Origin of the sequence: Wenzhouxiangella limi (assembly GCF_010499265.1) — a bacterium.
Taxonomy (GTDB): domain Bacteria; phylum Pseudomonadota; class Gammaproteobacteria; order Xanthomonadales; family Wenzhouxiangellaceae; genus Wenzhouxiangella; species Wenzhouxiangella limi.
Genome location: NZ_JAAGSC010000043.1, coordinates 203,153 through 223,365, shown reverse-complemented (window position 1 = coordinate 223,365; position 20,213 = coordinate 203,153). Strand labels below are relative to the sequence as shown.

The following is a 20,213-nucleotide window of genomic DNA, read 5'->3' as shown; positions in this document are numbered from 1 at the left end:
ATGGTGCGTCCACCCCGTCCGGAAGCCCGCATGGCCAGGCTGAGCAGCCAGATCGACCGCAAAAATGCCGAGTTTCAGCAGCGCCTGGCGCACCATCGCGCGCTTGCCGATGAGCTGCGCGCGCAGCTGTCCGACAAGGGCCTGGGCGGGCCGGAGCGCTCGCGCACCAAGCACACCGAGCGCGGCAAGCTGCTGCCGCGCGAAAGGGTGCGCGCGCTGCTGGACCCGGGCAGTCCGTTGCTGGAAATCTCGCCGCTGGCGGCCAACGGCCTGTACGACGATGCCGCACCGGGCGCCGGGGTGATTGCCGGCATCGGGCGGGTGGCGGGCATCGAGTGCCTGGTGGTGGCCAACGATGCCACGGTCAAGGGCGGCACTTACTATCCGATCACGGTCAAGAAACACCTGCGCGCCCAGGAAATCGCGCTGGAAAACCACCTGCCCTGCCTGTACCTGGTCGACTCCGGCGGCGCCTTTCTGCCGCTGCAGGACGAGGTCTTTCCCGATCGCGATCACTTCGGCCGGATCTTCTACAACCAGGCCCGGCTGTCGGCCAAAAACATCCCGCAGATCGCCGTAGTGATGGGTTCGTGCACCGCCGGCGGGGCCTACGTGCCGGCGATGTGCGACGAGGCCATCATCGTCAGAGAACAGGGCACGATCTTTCTCGGCGGCCCGCCGCTGGTCAAGGCCGCCACCGGCGAGGAAGTCGATGCCGAGACCTTAGGGGGAGCTGATACCCACACCCGACTGTCGGGCGTGGCCGATCATTTCGCCGACAACGATCTGCATGCTCTGGCCATTGCGCGTGAGCTGGTCGCTCATCTCAACCGGCCCCGGCCCAGCGCGCCCGTGCTGGAGACCGTCGACGAGCCGGCCTACCCGGCCGAGGATCTCTACGGCATCCTGCCCACCGACACCCGCTACCCCTTCGAGGTGCGCGAGATCATCGCCCGATTGGTCGACGGCTCGGAGTTCAGCGAGTTCAAGGCCCGCTACGGCACAACCTTAGTGTGCGGATTCGCCCACATCCACGGCTTCCCCGTAGGCATCGTGGCCAACAACGGCATCCTGTTTTCCGAGTCGGCGCTGAAGGGCGCGCACTTCATCCAGCTGTGCAACCAGCGCGACATCCCGCTGGTGTTTTTGCAGAACATCACCGGCTTCATGGTCGGCAAGAAGTACGAGCAGGCCGGCATTGCCAAGGACGGGGCCAAGATGGTCACCGCCGTGGCCTGCTCGCACGTACCCAAATTCACCGTCATCATCGGCGGCTCGTTCGGGGCGGGCAATTACGCCATGTGCGGGCGCGCCTACCAGCCCCGGTTCCTGTGGACCTGGCCCAACGCGCGCATTTCGGTGATGGGCGGCGAGCAGGCCGCCAGCGTGCTGGCCACCGTGCGGCGCGACGCGCTGAAATCACGCGGCGAGGACTGGCCGGCCGAGGAAGAAGAAGCCTTCAAGGCACCGATCCGCGAGCAGTACGAAACCCAGGGCAACCCCTACTACGCCACCGCCCGACTGTGGGACGACGGCATCATCGATCCGGTCGACACCCGGCGCGTGCTCGGCCTGGCGCTGGCGGTGGCGGCCAATGCGCCGGTGGAAGACGGGCGGTATGGTGTGTTTCGGATGTAGCTGGCGAAGGTTTTTTACCGCAGATGAACGCGGATAAACGCAGATGAAAAGCCTATGAAGATCAAACCAGGCACTCATGAAAAATCCGCGTTCATCTGCGTTCATCTGCGGTAAGAAAGCAATCCTTGATAAGGAAGCAAAGACATGACGGACTTGTTGCGGCACGACATCGACGACTGTGGCGTGGTGACACTGACGCTGAATCGCCCAACCGTGCACAACGCCTTCAACGCCGAGCTGGTGGCGGCGCTGAGCGAGGCCTTTGATCGGGTCGTCGAGGAGGGCGCGCGGGCGCTGATCCTGACCGGCGAGGGGCACTCCTTTTCGGCCGGGGCGGATCTCAACTGGATGCGCGATATGGCGCAAGCCGACGAGAGCGAGAACCGCGACGATGCCCGTCGCCTGGCCGCGATGCTGCGCCGGCTCGACCAGCTGCCCTGCCCGACCATTGCGCGGGTGAACGGCCATGCCTTCGGCGGCGGCGTCGGCCTGATCGCCTGCTGCGATCTGGCGGTGGCCCTGGAATATGCGCGCTTCGGGCTGACCGAGGTGCGGCTGGGGCTGATCCCGGCTACGATCTCGCCGTTCGTGGTGCCGCGCATCGGCGTCAATCACGCCCGCCGCTACATGCTCACCGGCGAGCGCATCGACGCCGAGACGGCGCACAAGATCGGCCTGATCACCGACATCGTGCCGCCGGGCCAGCTCGACGGTCACATCCATGACCTGGTCGAGCTGCTGCTGGCCGGCGGCCCCAAGGCCCAGGCGCGGGTCAAGTCGCTGATCCGCATGGTCTGCGCCTGCCACGACAACCCCGAAGAACTCGACCGCCGCACCTCCGAGACCATCGCCGCGCTGCGCGTCTCGCGCGAGGGCCAGGAGGGCTTGAGCGCGTTTCTGGCAAAACGTGCGCCGAGCTGGATTCCGGAAACGAAGGGAACCGCAGATGAACGCGGATAAATCCTAATCCATGTTCAGCAAAATCCTCATAGCCAACCGCGGCGAGATCGCCTGCCGGATCATCGCCACCTGCCGACGGCTGGGCATCCACACGATCGCGGTCTATTCCGAAGCCGACGCCGGGGCGCGCCACGTGCGCCTGGCCGATGCCGCCACCTGCATCGGTCCGGCGCCGGCCTCGGCGTCCTACCTCAAGGTCGAGCGGATTCTGGCGGCAGCGCGAGAACACGGCGCCGAGGCCATCCACCCCGGCTACGGTTTCCTGTCCGAGAACCCGGACTTCGCCCGCGCCGTGGAGGCGGCCGGGATTGCCCTGATCGGTCCGAGCGCGCAGTCCATGGAGATCATGGGCTCGAAGGCTGCGGCCAAGGACCGGATGGCGCCGGCCGGCGTACCGCTGATCCCCGGCTACCACGGCGACGACCAGAATGACGAGCACCTGCAGGCCGAGGCCGAACGGGTCGGCTTTCCGCTGATGCTCAAGGCCGCGGCCGGCGGCGGCGGCAAGGGCATGCGCGTGGTGCGCTCGGCCGGCGAGTTCGGCGAAGCATTGGCCGCGGCCCGGCGCGAGGCCAGGAGCGCCTTCGGCGATGAGCGCATGATCCTGGAGCGGTACCTGGCGCGCCCGCGCCATATCGAGGCCCAGGTCTTTGCCGACGCCCACGGCAACACCGTCCATCTTTACGAGCGCGACTGCTCCAGCCAGCGCCGCCACCAGAAGATCATCGAGGAGGCCCCGGCGCCCAACCTGGATCCCGCGCTCAGAACCGAGCTGCTGGCCGCGGCCGTGCGCGCCGCCCAGGCCGTCAACTACCTGGGCGCCGGCACGGTGGAGTTCCTGGTCGATGGCGATGATTTTTACTTCCTGGAGATGAACACCCGCCTGCAGGTCGAGCATCCGGTCACCGAAATGATCACCGGGCTGGACCTGGTCGAGTGGCAGATCCGGGTGGCCGCCGGCGAAAAGCTGCCGAGGCAGCAGGACCAGATCAGCATCCAGGGCCACGCCATGGAAGCGCGCATCTACGCCGAGGACCCGGACCGCGGCTTCGTGCCTTCCAGCGGGTGGATCCGGGCCCTGAACCTGCCCGAAGGAGAGCAGATCCGCATCGATCGTGGCGTGGATACCGGTGACACGGTGAGCGTGCACTACGACCCCATGATCGCCAAGCTGATCGTCCACGGCCCGGACCGCGAGGCCTGCCGGGCGCGGCTTAAGCGCGCGCTTTCAGCCAGCTTCATCGCCGGGCCGACCACCAACCTCGGCTTTTTGCAGGCGCTGGCGGCCACCGAGGCCTTCGCCAGCGGGCGGCTGGACGCCGGTCTGCTCGACCGCGAACCGGCGCTGGTGCAAACCCATCGCGAGCCGCCCGTCGAGGTTGTCGCCGCAGCAGCCGCCTACTGGCTGCGCGCGCAGGAACCCGACGCGCCCAGTCCTTCGCCGTGGGCGCGCTGCGACGGCTGGCGCCCGGGTACGCCGGCCAGCCGTTGGCTGGACATCGAGTGCGGCGAGCTGCGCACAAGCATCGAGGCCACCGGCTTTGCCGGCGACTACAAGCTGATGCTCGCCGATCAGGACCTGGCGCTGCGGCTCGATCCGCTGGGGGTCTCGCGCTTCCGACTTGATCTGGGTGATCGCAACCGGCCCGTCTGGCTGCACGCCGACGGCGAATCCAGGCTGGATGTCTGTCTGGACGAGCTGCGCTGGACGCTGACCCGCCACGCCCGCTTCGAGGCGGCCCAGTCCAGCGCCGGCGGCGACGGCCGAATCCTCGCGCCCATGCCGGGCCGCATCCTGGAGATTCGCGTCACCGAGGGCGCGCAAGTCGCAGAAGGCGAGCCGGTGCTGGTCATGGAGGCGATGAAGATGGAGTTGACCATCAAGGCCCCGATCGACGGGACGGTGGAGGGTCTGGCCGTCGAGCGCGGCGACCTGGTCGAGGCCGACGCCCTGCTGCTGTCGCTGATCGAAGCCGACCCCGAGAATTAACCGATATTCACGCGTCCTCGCGCCGCAGCCAGGGCTTCAGGCTGGCGACCACCAGCGCCGCCGAGCTGTTGATCGCCCAGCGCGGCGGCCGGGTCACGCACTGACCGGCAAAGCGCAGGTTGGCCGAGGAGATTTCGCCGACCGCGCGGACAAAGCTGGACGGCCCGCGCACGGCCAGCAGCCGGTCCAGGTTGCCCCGACCCAGCTCGAGCGCCTCGTAGGCCAGCCCGCCGTAGAGATCGGTCAGCGCCAGCATCTGCGCGCGCAGCTCATCGCTCAGCGGACCGGTGCGCTCGACCAGCCCGAGATGGCGCACGGGCAGGCCGAGCTGCTCGGCCAGGTGCGGATAGACGTTAGCCATTTCGGTCAGGTCCATCATCGGATCGGTGCGGCCGTCGTCGGCCTCGATCACGGCCTGCCAGTCCTGGTCGTCGAGCACGCGCTCGGCCCGGGCGTAGAACACCGCCTCCTCGTTGCGCATATGGATTCGGGTGTGGCGCACGTAGTCGTGGATGCGCGCGGCCAGCCGTTCGCCGCGCTTGCCGCGAAGTCGTCGCACGGAGGCGCCGACTATCTCGTCGGCCAGTTCACCGGCCTGCTGCTCGCCGCTTTCGTGCTCGTGGCTGAGCTGGCCCAGGGTGGCGTCCAGCTCGGCGTCGCGCGCCCGGATACGGGCGAACAGGCGATCCTCGCGCGGGTGATGAAACGCGTGGTGATAGCGCAGCAGGTAGCGCAGGGCGTCGACCAGCACCGCACGCGCCTGCCCGGGCGCGACGGCAAGACGCGCGGCCTGGGTGTCGATTTCGCGCAGCACCCGCGACAGTCCGGCATGGTCGCGCCGCAGTCCCTGCATGAAGCTCGGGCCCGGCGCATTTTGCTGTTGAGATGATTCTGAATTCATGGGCAGCTCTCGCGGATGAAGTCGCCCATCCGGGCAATGGCGCGACCGGACTCGGGCGCAAACGACAGCGCCTGCCAGCCGTGCGGCATGCGGTCCCAGACCTCGACCTCGGCGCGCACGCCGGCCGCCCGCGCTCTTTCCGCGCAGCGCTGACTGTCGTCGAGCAGGATCTCGGTGCTGCCGACCTGGAACAGCAGCGGCGGCAGTCCAGCGTAGTCGCCCAGCACCGGCGAAACATAGGGATGGTTGACCAGCTCGACCTGCCCGCCCAGGTAGAGCTGGCGAATATCGTCGCCGCGCTCCATGCTCAGCACCGCGTCGCTGGCGGCGTTGTCGATGCGCGAGCCCGACTCCGAGGCATCGGTCAGATCGGCGGCCGGCGACATCAACACGCCCGCTGCCGGCGCCGGCAAACCCAGATCGCGCAGCTTGAGCAGCAGCGCCAGGGCCAGACAGCCGCCGGCCGACATGCCGCTGACAATGATGTGCTGCGGCGACACGCCCTGATCAAGCAGCTGGCGATAGGCTTCCAGACTGTCGTCCAGGCCGGCCGGAAAAGGATCTTCCGGAGCAAGACGGTAGAAAACCAGCCGGCCGCGGGCGTTGGCGGCCCGACACAGCCGGGCCAGCAGCAGGCGCTCGGCGCGCACAAATCGAGTCATGAACGCCCCGCCCGGAAGATGCAGAATGACCCGCTCGGTCGGCCCGTTGTGTGGCGTCAGCCACTCGGCGTCGCAGTGGGCCAGACCGGGTGCCAGATCGATCCGGATGTCGTCGGGAACAGCCGGGAAAAAGCGCTCCATGGAGCGGATCCGGGCGCGCATTTCGGCGATCGAGAAATCGCGCTTGAGCGACTGCCGAATGGTCAACCGCCCGAGCAGGGCGGCGGTGCGCGTCTGCCAGCTGACCATCTCAGGTTGAATGGACCTTAAGCATCATGATCCGCTGATGATACGCAAAGCGGCTCACGGCCGGGGCGTGGCGGCAGCCAGCTCGCGCCAGGCGGCACCCACGTGCTCTGCCAGTGAGGGCAGGTTGCGCAGGCTGGCGCCGTTCGCCACGAAACCGAAATCCATGCGGTCGTTGGACGAGATCACCGTGGCGTTCAGGCCCACGCCCACGGCGATCGCCGAGACCGGGTAAGCGCCGACCAGGGGTGCGCCGTGCAGGTACAGCGGTCGCTCCCAGCCGGGGATATTGGAGATGACCAGATTCGCCGAGGGCGGCGCCACCCGGTCGACGTAGGTGACCGCGGTCAGCCCGGCCATGCCCATCAACCCGGCCGCATAACCCAGCGCGGTTTCCTTGCTCATCCGGCCCACCTCCTGCTTGGCCGCGCCCATCGACTCGACCACCTGGCCCAGCCGCTCCAGCGGGCCGGCGTTGGGCAGGCCCAACTTGACGAATACGGCCGAGACCTTGGTGCCGCTGGAGCCGTCGTCGCGCTCGCGCAGCGAGACCGGGCACATCGCGACCAGGCGGTGCGCGAACGGCTCGCCCTGCTCGGCCAGGTAGCCGTGCAGACCGGCGTCGATGACGGTCATGGCGACGTCGTTCAGGGTGGCTCCGAAATGCTTGCCGACGCGGCGCATATCGGCCAGCGGCAGCGACAGCGTCGCCACGCTGCGGGCGTTGAGCACCGGCTGGTTCATCGGCCCACGATGGGCCGCAAACGGCACGCTGCCCTTGGGCTCGCCGCCCATCCAGCTCCACAGGCCCTTGCGCACGGTGCCCATCAGCGCCAGGTACTGGCTGGCCGCGGTGCCGCTCAGGCCCAGCATCCGCTTGACCAGCGCTTTCGGCGGGCGCGGCTTGCGCACCGGCACGTCCACCGCGAAAAGCGGCTTGGGGACCCCCTGGCGGCGATTGGTGCGCAGACTGGCGTTGATGCGCTCGGTGGCGCTGACGCCGTCGATGATGGCGTGGTGCATTTTTACGAACAGCGCAAATCGACGCCCCGGCACCTGGTCGATCAACCAGATTCGAAACAGCGGCCGGTCGCGGTCGAGCATGGTCTCGTGCAGATCGCCGACCAGGTGCAGCAGGTCGGCGTAGCGCGCGCCGGTCGGCAGGGCAATGTGCTGGACGTGGTAGCGCGCGTTGTAGTACGGCGCCGGACGCCACTGCGGGGCGTGAGTGCTGCCCAGATCCGGCACGCAGTCGAACGGCGCCGTCGGCGCTTCGGCTCGGTAGCTGTCGACGATCTCGCGCACGATGCCGGGTCGGCCCTTGGGCTTTTCGAACAGCATCAGACCACAAACGTGGATCGGGCTGGCCTGGGTCTCGGCCATCAGCCACATCAGGTCCAGCAGCGGAATTTTTCGCGCCAATGGCTTGCCTCCCGAAGGCTTCTTTTGGCACGAGTATACGGCCTCATGCCGGGCGGTTTCCTTCCCACCATCGGCGTAACTGCCCTACACTCGACCCCTTCGGATTTGCCGCAGACATTCAGCCATGGGCGCTGACCGCCCGAGAACCTCGTCCATGCCGACACCCTGGCCGGGCCTGATGGTCGTCGCCGCGATCGCCGGAGTCGGCTGGGCGGCAGCGGCGCTGCTGCAACGCGGCCCCGGCCCCCTCCCCTCGCTGCCGGCCTCGCCCATGGTCTTGGCGATCATGCTGGGGCTGGGGCTGGCCGACCAGGCCAGGCAAAAACCGCACTGGAACCCGGGCCTGGACCTCGCGCGCGGCCTCCTGCTCAAGACCGCCGTGGCCCTGATCGGTCTGCGCCTGAGCCTGGGCGAGGTCTGGCTGCTGGGCGGTCAGGCGCTGCCCTTGGTTGTGATCGCGATCGCCGTCGGCCTGGCCGTCAGCCTGGGCCTTTATCGTCTGCTGGCCACCCCGGTCCGGCTGGCCGGACTGCTGGCCGTGGGTACCGCGATCTGCGGCGCCTCGGCCATCGCCGCGCTCGCCCCGGCGATCCGGGCCAGCCACGCCGAGACCTGCTACGCCATCGCCTGCATCGCCCTGTTCGGCCTGGTCGCGACCCTGGCCTACCCGCTGCTGCTGCCGCTGTGGCTGAGCGACCCGGCACAGGTCGGCCTGGTCATCGGCAGCGCCATTCACGACACCGCCCAGGTCACGGCGGCGGCCAGCGCGCACGAGCAGATCTGGACGCTCAGCGGCACGCTCGATGCGGCCACCGTGACCAAGCTGCTGCGCAACAGCGCCATGATCGTGGTGATTCCGGTCGCGGCCTGGCTGATCGTCGGCCGGCAGCGGGGACAGCGCGTGCCTTTCCCGCGCTTTATCCTGGCCTTCCTGGCCCTGGCCGGACTGCGCAGCCTGATCGACGCTCTCGGCGCCGGCGATGCAGCGCTGTGGCGGATCGCGCTGCAGGCCGCCGACGAACTCAGCCAGTTCCTGTTCGCCATGGCCATGGCCGCGCTGGCCATGGCCATCCGCCCGCGCGACTTGAAGCCGCTGGGCTGGCGCCCGGCGCTGGGCGCCGGCGTCGCCGCCGTGGCCATGCTTGCCGCCTCGGGCGGCTGGGTCGCGCAACGGGTTGGCTAAGCCTGCGTCCATTTGGTGCAGTCAAGCCAATCGGTTCAGCGGATAATAGAGCGCACCATCACCTGAGTCGCTATCGCATGGGCAGTCCTCGCAACGCCTTGCTGTTCGTCAGTCTGGCCGGCGCCATCGGGGTCGCGCTTCCGGCGACGCTGCTGCTCTGGGTCATCTGGCAGCAGACCGTGATGGCCGAGGAACAGCGGCTGACTAAGCTTTCCGAAGACCTTGCGGCACAGACCGAGCACGCCATCGTCGACGCTCGTGCCCTGCTCGAAGAGCTGAATAGTCAAGCATTCGAACCCTGCTCGCCACACCACCTGCTAACCCTGCAGAATGAAGCCTTGTCCAGGGTCCACGTGCGGGCGATCGGCTACTGGGAAGCCGCCAACCGCCTGTGCGGGGCCGGGCTGGTCCAGGGCCAGCGCCTGACCCCGGCGCGCGCCAGCCGCATTTACGATTCCGGCGTGATCGCCTGGTGGCCCAGTGCGGCAACTACGGCCGGGGATGTCGCCTTGTTCCTGATGCGCTTCGGCAACCACGACATGGCCATCGACCCGCGCCTGCTGATCACGCCGGGCCAGCTGGAGGGCAAACAAGTCGCGGTTTGGGTTGAGGGAATGCAAATGGCGGCCTATCCGGAGGCATCCGTTTTCCCGGCCCCGGATGAACTTCCCGAGGGTTTATTCGTCGACCGGGCCAACAACCGCGTCGTCAGCCGCGTCTCTGTCGACAGCCTGTTCCCGATTGAAGTCGTTGCCGTCCAAAGCTTCGAAGACTTCTGGGATCGCTATCGGATGCTGGTGATCGCCGTCGGCGGCATCGGCCTGGTGTTGATCACGCTCTGGCTGGGCCTGGTCTGGCGTTATCTCAGCCGTCAGCTCAGTCTGGAGTCCTCACTGCGTGCCGCCATCGACGGCGGACGCATCCATGCGGTTTATCAACCCATCGTCGAACTGCGCTCGGGCCGCTGCGTAGGCGCGGAAGTACTGGGCCGATGGACAGAAAAAAATGGCACCGCCATCAGCCCGGAGATTTTTGTGCCGCTGGCCGAAAAAGCCGGCCTGGGAACCCGGCTGACGCTGTCCATCCTCGAAAACCTGCTCCAGCACATGGCAAACTGGCCGGAGCCGGAAAAAGAGATGGTGTACCACCTCAACCTGACCGAGCAGGATCTTGCCCAGCCCGGGTTCAGCCGCAGGCTGGGTGAATTGCTCGACGAGCACGGGGTCGCCCCGGAGCGCATCGCGCTGGAGATCACCGAACGGGCGCTGCTGGACTCGGACGTCATCCGGCAACGGGTGGCTGAACTGCGCGATAAAGGCCACTCGATCGCCATCGACGACTTCGGCACCGGCTATTCCAGCCTGGCGTATCTGCAAAAATTCGAGCTCGACACCTTGAAGATCGACAAGACTTTCGTCGACTCCCTGCAAACCGAGGCGGTGACCAGCAGCGTCATCCGGCCAATAATAGATCTGGCCCGCGCGCTGGACCTGGAAATCATCGCCGAAGGCATAGAATCGGGTGAGCAGATGCAGTGGCTGGTCGAGCGCGACGTGGAGTGTGGACAGGGTTACTGGTACAGTCCGGCGCTGGGCGAATCAGGCTTCAAGGCATGGTATCTGGACAAAGCGCGTTGAACACATGGCCAACTGCCAGTCGCTGGCTGATTCCGGCGCTGCTGATAGCGGCCCTGACCGCCTGCGCCGTGCTCGAGCCGCCGCGCCGGGAGCCGCCGCAAACGACCGCGCCCGAGCGCATTGATTCGCTGACCGTGATCGCCAGCGAGGCAGATGTCGCAACCCGCAGAGGGGCGCTTGTGGAGGGTGAGAACGCCGTTGACGCTGAGGCGGCCGGTTACTTCATGGACGTGTTTCAGGCGCGGGTGCGACGCGACCTGTCCGATACCGGCATCGCGATCGATTACCGCGAGCGCTCGGTGCTGATCACCTTTCCGAGCCAGATGGGCTTCGAGTCCGGCAGCGCGCAGCTAACGTCCGAGGCGGCGAGGTTGATCGACCGCCTGGCAGCGGTCCTCAGGGAGTATCGCGCCACCTTGATCGTGGTCAGCGGCCACACCGACAATGTCGGCGACCCGGACTTCAACCAGAGACTGTCCGAGCAGCGCGCCCGCTCGGTCGCCCAACACTTGCAGGACTCGGGCATCAGCCATGTGCGCCTGCTGATCCGCGGCTTTGGGTCGGACCGACCGGTGGCCGACAACACCAGCGAAACCGGGCGGGCCCGCAACCGGCGCGTGGAGCTGATGCTTGAGCTCCTGGTTCGTGATCGGCCATCGCAGCCCGAGGAACCGGAAAACGCGTGAGCCGACAGGCCCGTCAGCGCTGGATGAGCCGATCTTGATGCCCGATTCCCGATCGAGCGCGGACCTGCACACGGGAATCTTCAATCAGTTCGGCTCCCTGCTGACCTATGGTCGGCGGGCGCTGGTCCTGGTCTGGGCCACCAGCCCGCTTTTGACCATCGCACTGGCCGGCCTGACGCTTGCCGCCGGCCTGCTGCCGGCCGGCATCGCCTGGGTCGGCAAGCTGCTGGTCGACAGCGTCGTGGCCGCCATTCAGACCGATGCGCCCACCCGCGAAGTCTGGCTGTGGCTGTCGGTGGAAGCGCTGCTGGTCGCCGCCATGGCCGCGGCCCAGACCGGCCTGAACATCTGCAACAACCTGCTGCGCGCGCAGCTGGGTCACCGCGTCAACGTGATGATCCTGGAAAAAGCCCAGCAGCTGGAGCTGGCCCAGCTCGAGGATGCCGAGTTCTACGATCGCCTGACCCGGGCCCGGCGCGAAGCCTCCTCCCGGCCGCTGGCCCTGGTCCAGAAAACCTTCGGCGTGATCCAGAACGGCATTTCCATCTTGAGCTTCAGCGGCCTGCTGCTGGCGTTCTCGCCCTGGGCGGTGCTGCTGCTGGTTGCTGGCGGGCTGCCGGCGTTTTTCGTCGAGGCGAAGTTTGCCGGCCAGGCTTTTCGCCTGTTCCGCTGGCGCTCGCCCGAGACGCGCGAAATGATGTACTTGGAGTCGGTGCTCGCGCGCGATGACTACACCAAAGAGGTCAAGCTGTTCGGCCTGGGCCCCAAGCTGCTGGATCGCTACAAGGCCATCTTCGGCAAGATCTTTCGCGAGGACCGCGCGCTGACCATCCGCCGTGGCTGGTGGGCTTTTGGCCTGGGACTGGTCGGCACCGCCACGCTCTACGCCGCCTTCGCCTGGGTCGTCCTGGCCACGGTGACCGGTCAGCTGTCGCTGGGCGAGATGACCATGTACCTGATGGTCTTCCGCCAGGGCCAGTCGGCGGTCAGCGCCAGCCTGACCTCGATCAACGGCATGTACGAGGACTACCTGTACTTAAGCGCGCTGTACGAGTTCCTGGAGCTGCCGGTACGCGAACAAAGCGGCGGCGTCACCCAGGGCGAGGCACCCGGCGCCGGCCTGGAAATCCGCCACCTCTCGTTTCGCTATCCCGGCAGCGAGGCCCTGGCGCTGGACTCGATCGACCTGAACCTGAAACCCGGAACCAGCCTGGCGCTGGTCGGTGAAAACGGCTCGGGCAAGACCACCCTGACCAAGCTGATTGCCGGGCTGTACCAGGTCGAGCAGGGCGATATCCGCCTGGACGGGACCTCGCTGAAAGACTGGGATACGCGCGCCCTGCAGGACCGCATCGGCGTGATCTTCCAGGATTTCGCCCGCTACCAGTGGCTGGTCGGCCACAACATCGGCGCCGGCGACGTGGCCGCTTTCGACGACCAGACCCGCTGGCACGAGGCGGCCGAAAAAGGGCTGGCCGATGCGTTCGTGCGCGCGCTGCCGGCCGGCTACCGCACCCAGCTCGGCCGCTGGTTCAAGGACGGCCAAGAGCTCTCGGGCGGGCAGTGGCAGAAGATCGCCCTGGCCCGGGCCTTCATGCGCGCAGACGCCGACATCCTGATCCTCGACGAGCCCACCGCGGCCATGGACGCGAAAGCCGAAGCCGAGATCTTCGAGCACTTCCAGGCCATGGCGAAAAGTCAGATCCTGATCCTCATCTCGCACCGGTTTTCAACCGTGCGGCGGGCCGACCGCATCGCCGTGATGGAGCACGGCCGCATCATCGAGCTGGGCAGCCATGAGGAGCTTATGACGCTGGGCGGGCGCTATGCCCAGCTGTTTGAACTGCAGGCGCGGGCGTATCGGTAAGTCTGAACGCGAGGCAGCGCTGTGTAGCAGCAACCGTTACCAGCTTGGCTTTTTACCGCAGATGAACGCGGATGAACGCAGATGAGTTTTCTCATGACAGGGCAATTGGCGCCCTGCAGAATGCGCAAGCCGTTTACTCAGTGCCGTTCGAGTAGCAGGGTATGTTTCTTTTTCTATCCTCTTCTATCTGCGTTCATCTGCGTTCATCTGCGGTTAAATGAGATCTTTGCCAGGACGGCGACGTTCATTCAGCCAAGGTCAACCTGGTCACTTTCTGGAAGCCTCTTGGAAGCTTGCTGCCGCGCTGGGCGCGCTCGCCCCAGTAGTTTTCGGTGTCGTTCCAGCTCAGGCGCAAGTAGCGCTGGCCGGCCCAGACCAGGCAGTCCTGGCCGGCGGCGATGGCGATGGCGCCGGCGACTTTCTCGCCCTGCTTTCGCGCCTTGGGCGGGATATTGATGAGCTTGTTGCCCTTGCCTCGGGCCAGCTCGGGCAGCTCGCTTAAGTAGAAGGCCAGCAGGTAACCTGCGCTTGTGGCCGCAACCAGCACGCCCTCTTCCGATTCGGCCACCGGCGCCAGCGCCAGCACGTCGGCGCCGGCCGGCACGCTGAGCAACTGCTTGCCGGCTTTCTGGCGGGTGTACAGATTTTCCATCCGGGTGACGAAGCCGTAGCCGGCATCGCTGGCTACCAGCACCCGATCCTCAGGCGCGCCGATGGCCAGGGTGCGAAACGCCGCGCCCGAGGGCGGCGAAAAGCGCCCGGTCAGGGGCTCGCCCAGGCTGCGCGCGCTGGGCAGTTCGTGGGCTGGCAGAGAATAGCTGCGGCCGGCTGAATCGAGGAAACAGGCCAGCTGGTTGCTGCGCCCGCGCGCGGCGGCCATAAAGGCATCACCGGAGCGGTAGTTGAGCTCTTCGGGCTTGATCTCGTGACCCTTGGCCGCGCGCACCCAGCCCTGCTCGCTCAAGACCACGGTGACCGGCTCGGCCGTGACCAGATCGGTTTCTTTCAGGGCCTGGGCGGCCTCGCGCCGAACCAGGCGCGAGCGCCGTTCGTCACCGTACTTTTCGGCATCCTCGAGCAACTCGTCGCGGATCAGGCGGGTCAGTTTCTTCGGCGAGCCCAGAACGGCTTCAAGGCGCTTGCGCTCTTCGTCAAGCTCGTCTTTCTCACCACGGATCTTCATCTCCTCCAGGCGCGCCAGATGCCGGAGCTTGAGCTCCAGGATGGCCTCGGCCTGGGTGCCGGTCAGGCCAAAGCGCGCCATCAGCACCGGCTTGGGCTCGTCTTCGGTGCGGATGATGTGGATGACCTCGTCGATATTGAGAAACGCGATCAGCAGGCCGTCGAGCACGTGCAGACGATCGACCACCTGGTCGAGCCGGAACTCCAGCCGCCGGGTCACGGTGGCCCGTCGAAACGCCAGCCACTCGGTCAGAAGCTCTTTCAGGTTGAGCACCCCGGGTCGGCCGTCGTTTCCGATCACGTTGAGGTTGACCCGGATCGACTTCTCCAGGTCGGTGGTGGCGAACAGGTGATCCATGAGTGCTGCGACGTCGACCCGGTTGCTGCGCGGCACGATCACCAGGCGGGTCGGGTGCTCGTGGTCGGACTCGTCGCGAAGATCAGCCACCAGCGGCAGCTTCTTGGCCTGCATCTGGGCCGCGATCTGCTCGAGCACCTTGGCCGGCGAGACCTGGTGCGGCAGCGCCGTGACGATGAGTTCCTCGCCCTCGCGCTCCCAGACCGCGCGCTGGCGCACGCCGCCGTGACCGGTCTCGTAGATCGCCAGGATGTCCTTGCGCGACGTTACGATCTCGCCGCCGGTGGGAAAGTCCGGGCCCTGGATGTGTTCGCACAGCTCGGCGACGCTGGCGGTCTTTTTTTCCAGCAGGCGCACGCAGGCGGCGACCACCTCGCGCAAGTTGTGCGGTGGGATGTCGGTGGCCATGCCCACGGCGATGCCCTGGCCGCCGTTGAGCAGCAGGTTGGGCAGGCGCGCGGGCAAAAGCTTCGGCTCTTTGAGCGTGCCGTCGAAGTTGGGCGCCCAGTCGGTCGTGCCCTGACCGAGCTCGGCCAGCAGGGTGCGCGCGTACGGGGCCAGGCGCGACTCGGTATAGCGCATGGCGGCAAAGGACTTGGGATCATCGGGCGAGCCGAAATTGCCCTGGCCGTCGACCAGCGGATAGCGGTAAGAAAACGGTTGGGCCATCAGCACCATGGCCTCGTAGCAGGCCGAATCGCCGTGCGGATGGAACTTGCCGATCACATCGCCGACGGTGCGGGCCGACTTCTTGTGCTTGGAGGCCGCCGACAGCCCCAGCTCGCTCATCGCATAGATAATGCGCCGCTGGACAGGCTTGAGGCCGTCACCGACATGCGGCAGCGCCCGATCCAGGACCACGTACATGGCGTAGTCGAGGTAGGCGCGCTCGGCGTAAGTGCGAAGCGGGACTTGTTCGAAAGGGCTGGTGGGCGAGGTCGATTCGTTCATGAACCGAATTGTCGCCCAGATCCTGCCGCCTTGTCAGATCAGATCAGACCCGCAAGCATCAAACCGACAAGAATCGCCGTCACGCCGGCGGTGGTGGCAAACATCAAGCCCGGCATGAATTCGCGGGTCGCGCCCGCCTGACGGGCTCCCGTGCCGCTTCGTTGCTGCCCGAGGAGAGCAGGCTGGCGCCGTTCTGAGGCATCGCGCAATTCGATCAGAAGGCGCTCGACCATCAAATCGCTGAATTGGTGCGGCACGAAGCTTTCCAGTTTTTCAATCTGCAGCATGCGCCGAATCTTGGCGTCCACGTTCATGAATTTCATGCTCCACAGCTTGAACATGCGTTGCGGCACGGGACGCTTGCTGAGCAGGGTGACATCACGGTGCCGATCATCATCCAGCAAACGATCGTACAAACGCTCCACCTCGGCGCGCTCTCCTTCCAGGCACTGAAAGAAGTAACCGTCGCCGTAGCACAGCACACCGCCGATGTTATTGGGCTCGTTGTTGCGCCGGGACTGGGCCAGGATTTCCGCCACGACCGGGTCGACCGCGGCACCCTGCGCCGTCGGTTCGAAATTGGTTTTGCTGGCATAAACCAGTCGTAGCAGGTCGGGCATGGCGCGGGAAACTTTTTGTAAAAACAGCGCTGGAGGATACTCTGCGACATTCAGCGGGTCGTGAAGAGTCAGCCCCGCATCCGGCAAGGCTGACAGCTGCAACGCAAGACAGGGTCAGCGTTTTACGAACTTCAGGGTAAATCGGTCAGATTCGCCAATAGCACGAAAGCGCTCCGCGCTCTCTTCACCCTCGCGCAGGCTCGGCGGCAGACTCCAGACCCCGGAAGGATGGTCAGCTGTATCGCGCGGATTGGCGTTGATCTCGGCGGCTTCTTCCAGCCGGAAACCGCGCGACTCGGCCATGGCCACGACCCAGCTCTGCTGGACGTAGCCGGAACGGGCTTCTGGATCCTGCTCGCGGTCTTCGGGCAGGCGGTGGCTGACCACGCCCAGCACGCCGCCGGGCTTGAGCACGGCATGGGCAGCGTCGACGACATCGCCGAAGGTGCCGGCGCGCTTGTAGCTGTGCACGTTGCGGAAGGTCAACACCAGATCGGCCGAGCCCGGCTCGCCCAGGTCCACCTTCTCCGGCGGGGCGAAGGGAATGATCTCAATGTCGCCGAACCGCTCGGTGTCGGCCACGCGCTCCTCGAACTCGCCCCGGATTCGGCGATAGAAATCGGGCACGTCGTCGCCGTCCATGTCCCAGTGCGCGGCGATCAGATGACCTTCATCCTTCAGGTAGGGACCGAGAATTTCGGTATACCAGCCGCCCGCAGGCGAAATCTCGACCACCGTCATGTCCGGCCGCAGGCCGAAGAAGGTCAGCGTTTCGTAAGGATTTCGAGACGTATCCCGCGCAGCCTGGTCGGCGGGTCGGTCCGGATCGGCGATGACCGTTCGCAGATCATCATCGGCGAGGCCGGGCGTGGAAAGCAGCAGGGCCAACGCGCCGCCCGCAACAATTGAACTCAAACGCATCTGGATTTTTCCTCCGTGGAATCAACTGGGGTTATCCCAAGTCCGCGGTCACCCGGTACAGTCGATGACCGCTTCGCGCGTACTTGGTCTCGAAAGCGCTGATCGCCGCTTCCGGGGCTAACGATAGCACTTGCAGGTGAGACGGATGCCCGGCCAGTTCCAGCGCCCGGGCAAATTCTTCGGCATAGCGGTCGAAATTGGTCCGCAGCTCCAGCCATCCACCCAGCGCCAGCAGATCCGGCCAAACCGGATGGGCATGCCAGCGCCGCTGCAGGTGACCGGGCTTGGGCCAGGGGTTCGGGTAAAGCAGGTAGTGGCGACGAAGCTGCCAGCCTGCCATCCTGGCCAGTCGCCAGAAATCAGCCAGGTCAGCCCGGACGGCGAAGGCATTGCCGGGAAGATCGGGTGCCCGCGCCAGACGTGATTTGGAGCGATCGACGCCAATGACGGTATGGTCCGGAAACCGACGCGCCAGGGCAGCCGTGGATTGTGCGGTGCCGCAACCGGCATCCAGGATCAGATCGGTCTCGGCCAGGTGACCCACGACATCAAAAGCTGCCTGGCTGAAGCCATGAACCGGCTGGCGCCAGATCGTCGACAAATGCCGACGCACGACCTCGTCCAGCCGCCGATGCGGACCGGGCTGCGAAGACCATGGAACGCGGGACTCGGCCATGGGATCAAAAGCCGGCGGGAAGAATGGTGGGCCGTGAAGGACTCGAACCTTCAACCAATAGGTTAAAAGCCTACTGCTCTACCATTGAGCTAACGGCCCGAACTACAGCAAGCCGGCAAGAATAGCGGTAAACGATGCAAATCTCAACCGCTAGTTAGCCGGTCCGGTTTATGATTCTCTTTGTCTGTGCCTCCAAAGCCAAAATCAGCCCATGCAAGATACCGCCCGACTCGTGCTCTCCCTGCTCGACCTGACCAGCCTCGACGATACGGATACGGATGAGGACATCCAGCGCCTGTGCCGACGCGCCAACACAAAGGGCGGGCATCCGGCCGCCGTCTGCGTTCTGACCCACCTGGTCGCGCAGGCGCGCACCGCGCTTGCGAATCTCGACCTTCAGGACACCGTGCGGGTCGCCACGGTGGTTAACTTTCCCGAAGGAGACCAGTCGGCCGACGAGGTCGTCGACCAGATCCGTGCGGCCCTGACCAGCGGCGCCGATGAAATCGACCTGGTGTTTCCCTACCGCGCCCTGATGAGCGGCGACGAGCGCCTGGGTTACCACCTGGTCAGCCGCTGCCGCCAGGCCAGCAGCGGTCATGTGCTCAAGGTCATCCTGGAAACCGGGGAATTGAAATCCTCCGAACTGATCCGGACCGCCGCCGAGATCGCCCTGGCCGCCGGCGCCGACTTTCTCAAGACCTCCACCGGCAAGGTCGCCGTCAACGCCACCCCGGAGGCCGCCGCGGTCATGATGGAAACCATCCGCGACAGCGGCCGGCCGGTCGGGTTCAAGGCCGCCGGCGGCATCCGCACCACCGAGCAGGCAGCCGTCTACCTGGACCTTGGACGCGAGATTCTCGGCGAGCAGTGGCTGCGCCCGGAGCGCTTCCGCTTCGGCGCGTCCGGCTTGCTCGACGACCTGCTCCAACGCCTTGGATCCGGGGTCAGACCGGTCGATCTGCGCAGCCGCTACTGATGCTGTTCCAGGAACTGATTCGGGCCAAGCGCGACGGCCAGGCGCTGAGCCAGGCGAGCATCGAAGCCCTCGTTCAGGCGGTCAGCGACGGGCGCATCAGCGACGAGCAGCTGGGCGCGTTCGCCATGGCCGTCTACTGGCGCGGCCTGGACCGGACCGAAATCGCCAGCCTGACCCGGGCCATGCGCGACTCCGGGCGGGCGATGCAGTGGCGCGATGCCGGCCTTGACGGGCCGGTGCTCGACAAGCACTCCACCGGTGGTGTGGGTGACGCCACCTCGCTGCTGATCGGGCCGTGGGTCGCGGCCTGCGGTGGACACGTGCCGATGATTTCCGGACGCGGCCTGGGCCACACCGGCGGCACGCTGGACAAGCTGGCGGCGATCCCGGGCTACGACCCGTTCCCGACCCCCGACCACTTTGCCCGCATCGTGCGCGAGGTCGGCGTGGCCATCATCGGCCAGACCGACGATCTGGCCCCGGCCGACCGCCGGCTGTACGCCATCCGCGACGTCACCGCCACGGTCGACTGCCTGCCGCTGATCGTCGCCTCCATCCTCAGCAAGAAGCTGGCCGAAGGCCTGGACGGGCTGGTGCTCGACGTCAAGACCGGCTCCGGCGCCTTCATGGCCGAAGCGGCCCGGGCCGAGGCGCTGGCCCGGGCGCTGGTCGAGGTCGCCACCGAAGCCGGCACGCCGGCCGAAGCGCTGCTGACCGACATGGACCAGCCGCTGGGCGACAGCGCCGGCAACGCGCTGGAGGTGCTTGAAGTCCTGGACCTGTTGACCGGGCAGCGGCAAGGCGGGCGCCTGTTCGACCTTAGCCGCCGATTGTCGGCGCGGATGCTGCTGCTGGGCGGGCTGGCCGAAGACGAAGCGCAGGCCCTGGCCGAGCTCGACCGACGCTGGCAGGCCGGTTCGGTGGCCGAGCGCTTCGCGCGCATGGTCAGCGCGCTCGGCGGACCGGCAGACCTGCTCGAGACCTACCCGCGCGTTCTGGCCCGGGCAGCGGTCGTCGAACCGGTGTATCCCGAGACAGCCGGCGTTGTCCGGGCGCTCGACATGCGCGCAGTCGGACTGACCGTGGTCGGCCTCGGCGGCGGTCGCCGGCGCGCGGCCGATACCATCGATCCGGCCGTCGGCTTAAGCCAACTGGCACGCCCTGGGGAGACGGTGGATCAAAACAAACCGCTGGCCATTGTTCATGCCGCCGACCGGGCTGCGGCCGACCAGGCCGCGCGCGCGATCCGCGCGGCCGTTACGATAGGCGACGAGCAAGGCCGCAGCGACCCGCTGGTCGCGCGCCTGATCACCACCGCGTCAAAAGGAGGCTAA

General features: G+C 66.6%; 16 protein-coding genes and 1 tRNA gene. 9 read left to right on the top strand and 8 right to left on the bottom strand.

Annotated features, from left to right (window positions below; translation table 11 throughout):
- Positions 1–30: 30 nt before the first annotated feature.
- From G3I74_RS12880 to G3I74_RS12870, 3 genes are all read left to right on the top strand, one after another.
- Entirely contained in the window at positions 31–1,638 is a 1,608-nt protein-coding gene (locus G3I74_RS12880) for a carboxyl transferase domain-containing protein (protein WP_164212010.1), read from the top strand.
- 144 nt (positions 1,639–1,782) lie between these two features.
- Entirely contained in the window at positions 1,783–2,598 is an 816-nt protein-coding gene (locus G3I74_RS12875) for an enoyl-CoA hydratase-related protein (protein WP_164212009.1), read from the top strand.
- 10 nt (positions 2,599–2,608) lie between these two features.
- Positions 2,609–4,588: an acetyl/propionyl/methylcrotonyl-CoA carboxylase subunit alpha gene (locus G3I74_RS12870; protein WP_164212008.1), complete on the top strand. Its 1,980-nt coding sequence runs from the start codon at positions 2,609–2,611 to the stop codon at positions 4,586–4,588.
- Between the two features lie 7 nt (positions 4,589–4,595).
- Here the strand turns inward: G3I74_RS12870 and G3I74_RS12865 are convergent, their stop codons facing one another.
- Genes G3I74_RS12865 through G3I74_RS12855 form a run of 3 tightly spaced genes read right to left on the bottom strand, consistent with a single transcriptional unit; the run spans position 4,596 to position 7,819 of the window.
- Complete coding sequence (locus tag G3I74_RS12865) at positions 4,596–5,489, bottom strand: hemerythrin domain-containing protein (RefSeq protein WP_164212007.1); 894 nt, start codon at positions 5,487–5,489, stop codon at positions 4,596–4,598.
- Entirely contained in the window at positions 5,486–6,400 is a 915-nt protein-coding gene (locus G3I74_RS12860) for an alpha/beta hydrolase (protein WP_164212006.1), read from the bottom strand. Before G3I74_RS12860 ends, G3I74_RS12865 begins: the two co-directional genes overlap by 4 nt.
- Before the next feature lie 54 nt (positions 6,401–6,454).
- A complete protein-coding gene (locus G3I74_RS12855) occupies positions 6,455–7,819 on the bottom strand; it encodes a wax ester/triacylglycerol synthase family O-acyltransferase (RefSeq protein WP_164212005.1) in 1,365 nt (454 codons plus the stop codon).
- A 154-nt stretch (positions 7,820–7,973) separates the two neighbouring features.
- Here G3I74_RS12855 and G3I74_RS12850 point away from each other — a divergent pair, with 154 nt between their 5' ends.
- From G3I74_RS12850 to G3I74_RS12835, 4 genes are all read left to right on the top strand, one after another.
- Positions 7,974–9,002 carry a YeiH family protein gene (locus tag G3I74_RS12850; RefSeq protein WP_203594735.1) on the top strand — a complete coding sequence of 343 codons (1,029 nt, stop codon included), beginning with the start codon at positions 7,974–7,976 and terminating at the stop codon, positions 9,000–9,002.
- Positions 9,003–9,079: 77 nt separating this feature from the next.
- Positions 9,080–10,639 (top strand): EAL domain-containing protein, encoded by a 1,560-nt coding sequence (locus tag G3I74_RS12845; protein ID WP_164212003.1) that lies wholly within the window; start codon positions 9,080–9,082, stop codon positions 10,637–10,639.
- Positions 10,636–11,325, top strand: a complete 690-nt coding sequence (locus G3I74_RS12840) for an OmpA family protein (protein WP_164212002.1) — start codon at positions 10,636–10,638, stop codon at positions 11,323–11,325. Before G3I74_RS12845 ends, G3I74_RS12840 begins: the two co-directional genes overlap by 4 nt.
- Positions 11,326–11,362: 37 nt before the next feature.
- The gene (locus tag G3I74_RS12835) at positions 11,363–13,192 is read left to right on the top strand and encodes an ABC transporter ATP-binding protein (RefSeq protein WP_164212001.1); all 1,830 of its coding nucleotides are present in this window, start codon (positions 11,363–11,365) and stop codon (positions 13,190–13,192) included.
- Between the two features lie 244 nt (positions 13,193–13,436).
- Here G3I74_RS12835 and parC read toward each other — a convergent pair whose 3' ends face one another.
- The 5 genes from parC to G3I74_RS12810 form a co-directional block, all read right to left on the bottom strand.
- A complete protein-coding gene (parC, locus tag G3I74_RS12830; RefSeq protein WP_164212000.1) occupies positions 13,437–15,683 on the bottom strand; it encodes a DNA topoisomerase IV subunit A in 2,247 nt (748 codons plus the stop codon).
- A gap of 38 nt (positions 15,684–15,721) precedes the next feature.
- Positions 15,722–16,390 carry a BLUF domain-containing protein gene (locus G3I74_RS12825; RefSeq protein WP_164211999.1) on the bottom strand — a complete coding sequence of 223 codons (669 nt, stop codon included), beginning with the start codon at positions 16,388–16,390 and terminating at the stop codon, positions 15,722–15,724.
- 27 nt (positions 16,391–16,417) lie between these two features.
- On the bottom strand, positions 16,418–17,224 hold the full coding sequence (locus tag G3I74_RS12820; protein ID WP_164211998.1) for a class I SAM-dependent methyltransferase: 807 nt from the start codon (positions 17,222–17,224) through the stop codon (positions 16,418–16,420).
- Between the two features lie 31 nt (positions 17,225–17,255).
- Positions 17,256–17,900 carry a tRNA (guanine(46)-N(7))-methyltransferase TrmB gene (gene trmB / locus G3I74_RS12815; RefSeq protein ID WP_164211997.1) on the bottom strand — a complete coding sequence of 215 codons (645 nt, stop codon included), beginning with the start codon at positions 17,898–17,900 and terminating at the stop codon, positions 17,256–17,258.
- Between the two features lie 24 nt (positions 17,901–17,924).
- A tRNA-Lys gene (locus G3I74_RS12810) sits at positions 17,925–17,999 on the bottom strand.
- 112 nt (positions 18,000–18,111) lie between these two features.
- Here G3I74_RS12810 and deoC point away from each other — a divergent pair.
- Positions 18,112–18,879, top strand: coding sequence for a deoxyribose-phosphate aldolase (gene deoC / locus G3I74_RS12805; protein WP_164211996.1), 768 nt, complete (start codon positions 18,112–18,114; stop codon positions 18,877–18,879).
- On the top strand, positions 18,879–20,213 hold the full coding sequence (deoA, locus tag G3I74_RS12800; RefSeq protein ID WP_164211995.1) for a thymidine phosphorylase: 1,335 nt from the start codon (positions 18,879–18,881) through the stop codon (positions 20,211–20,213). The genes deoC and deoA overlap by 1 nt, the downstream gene beginning before the upstream one ends.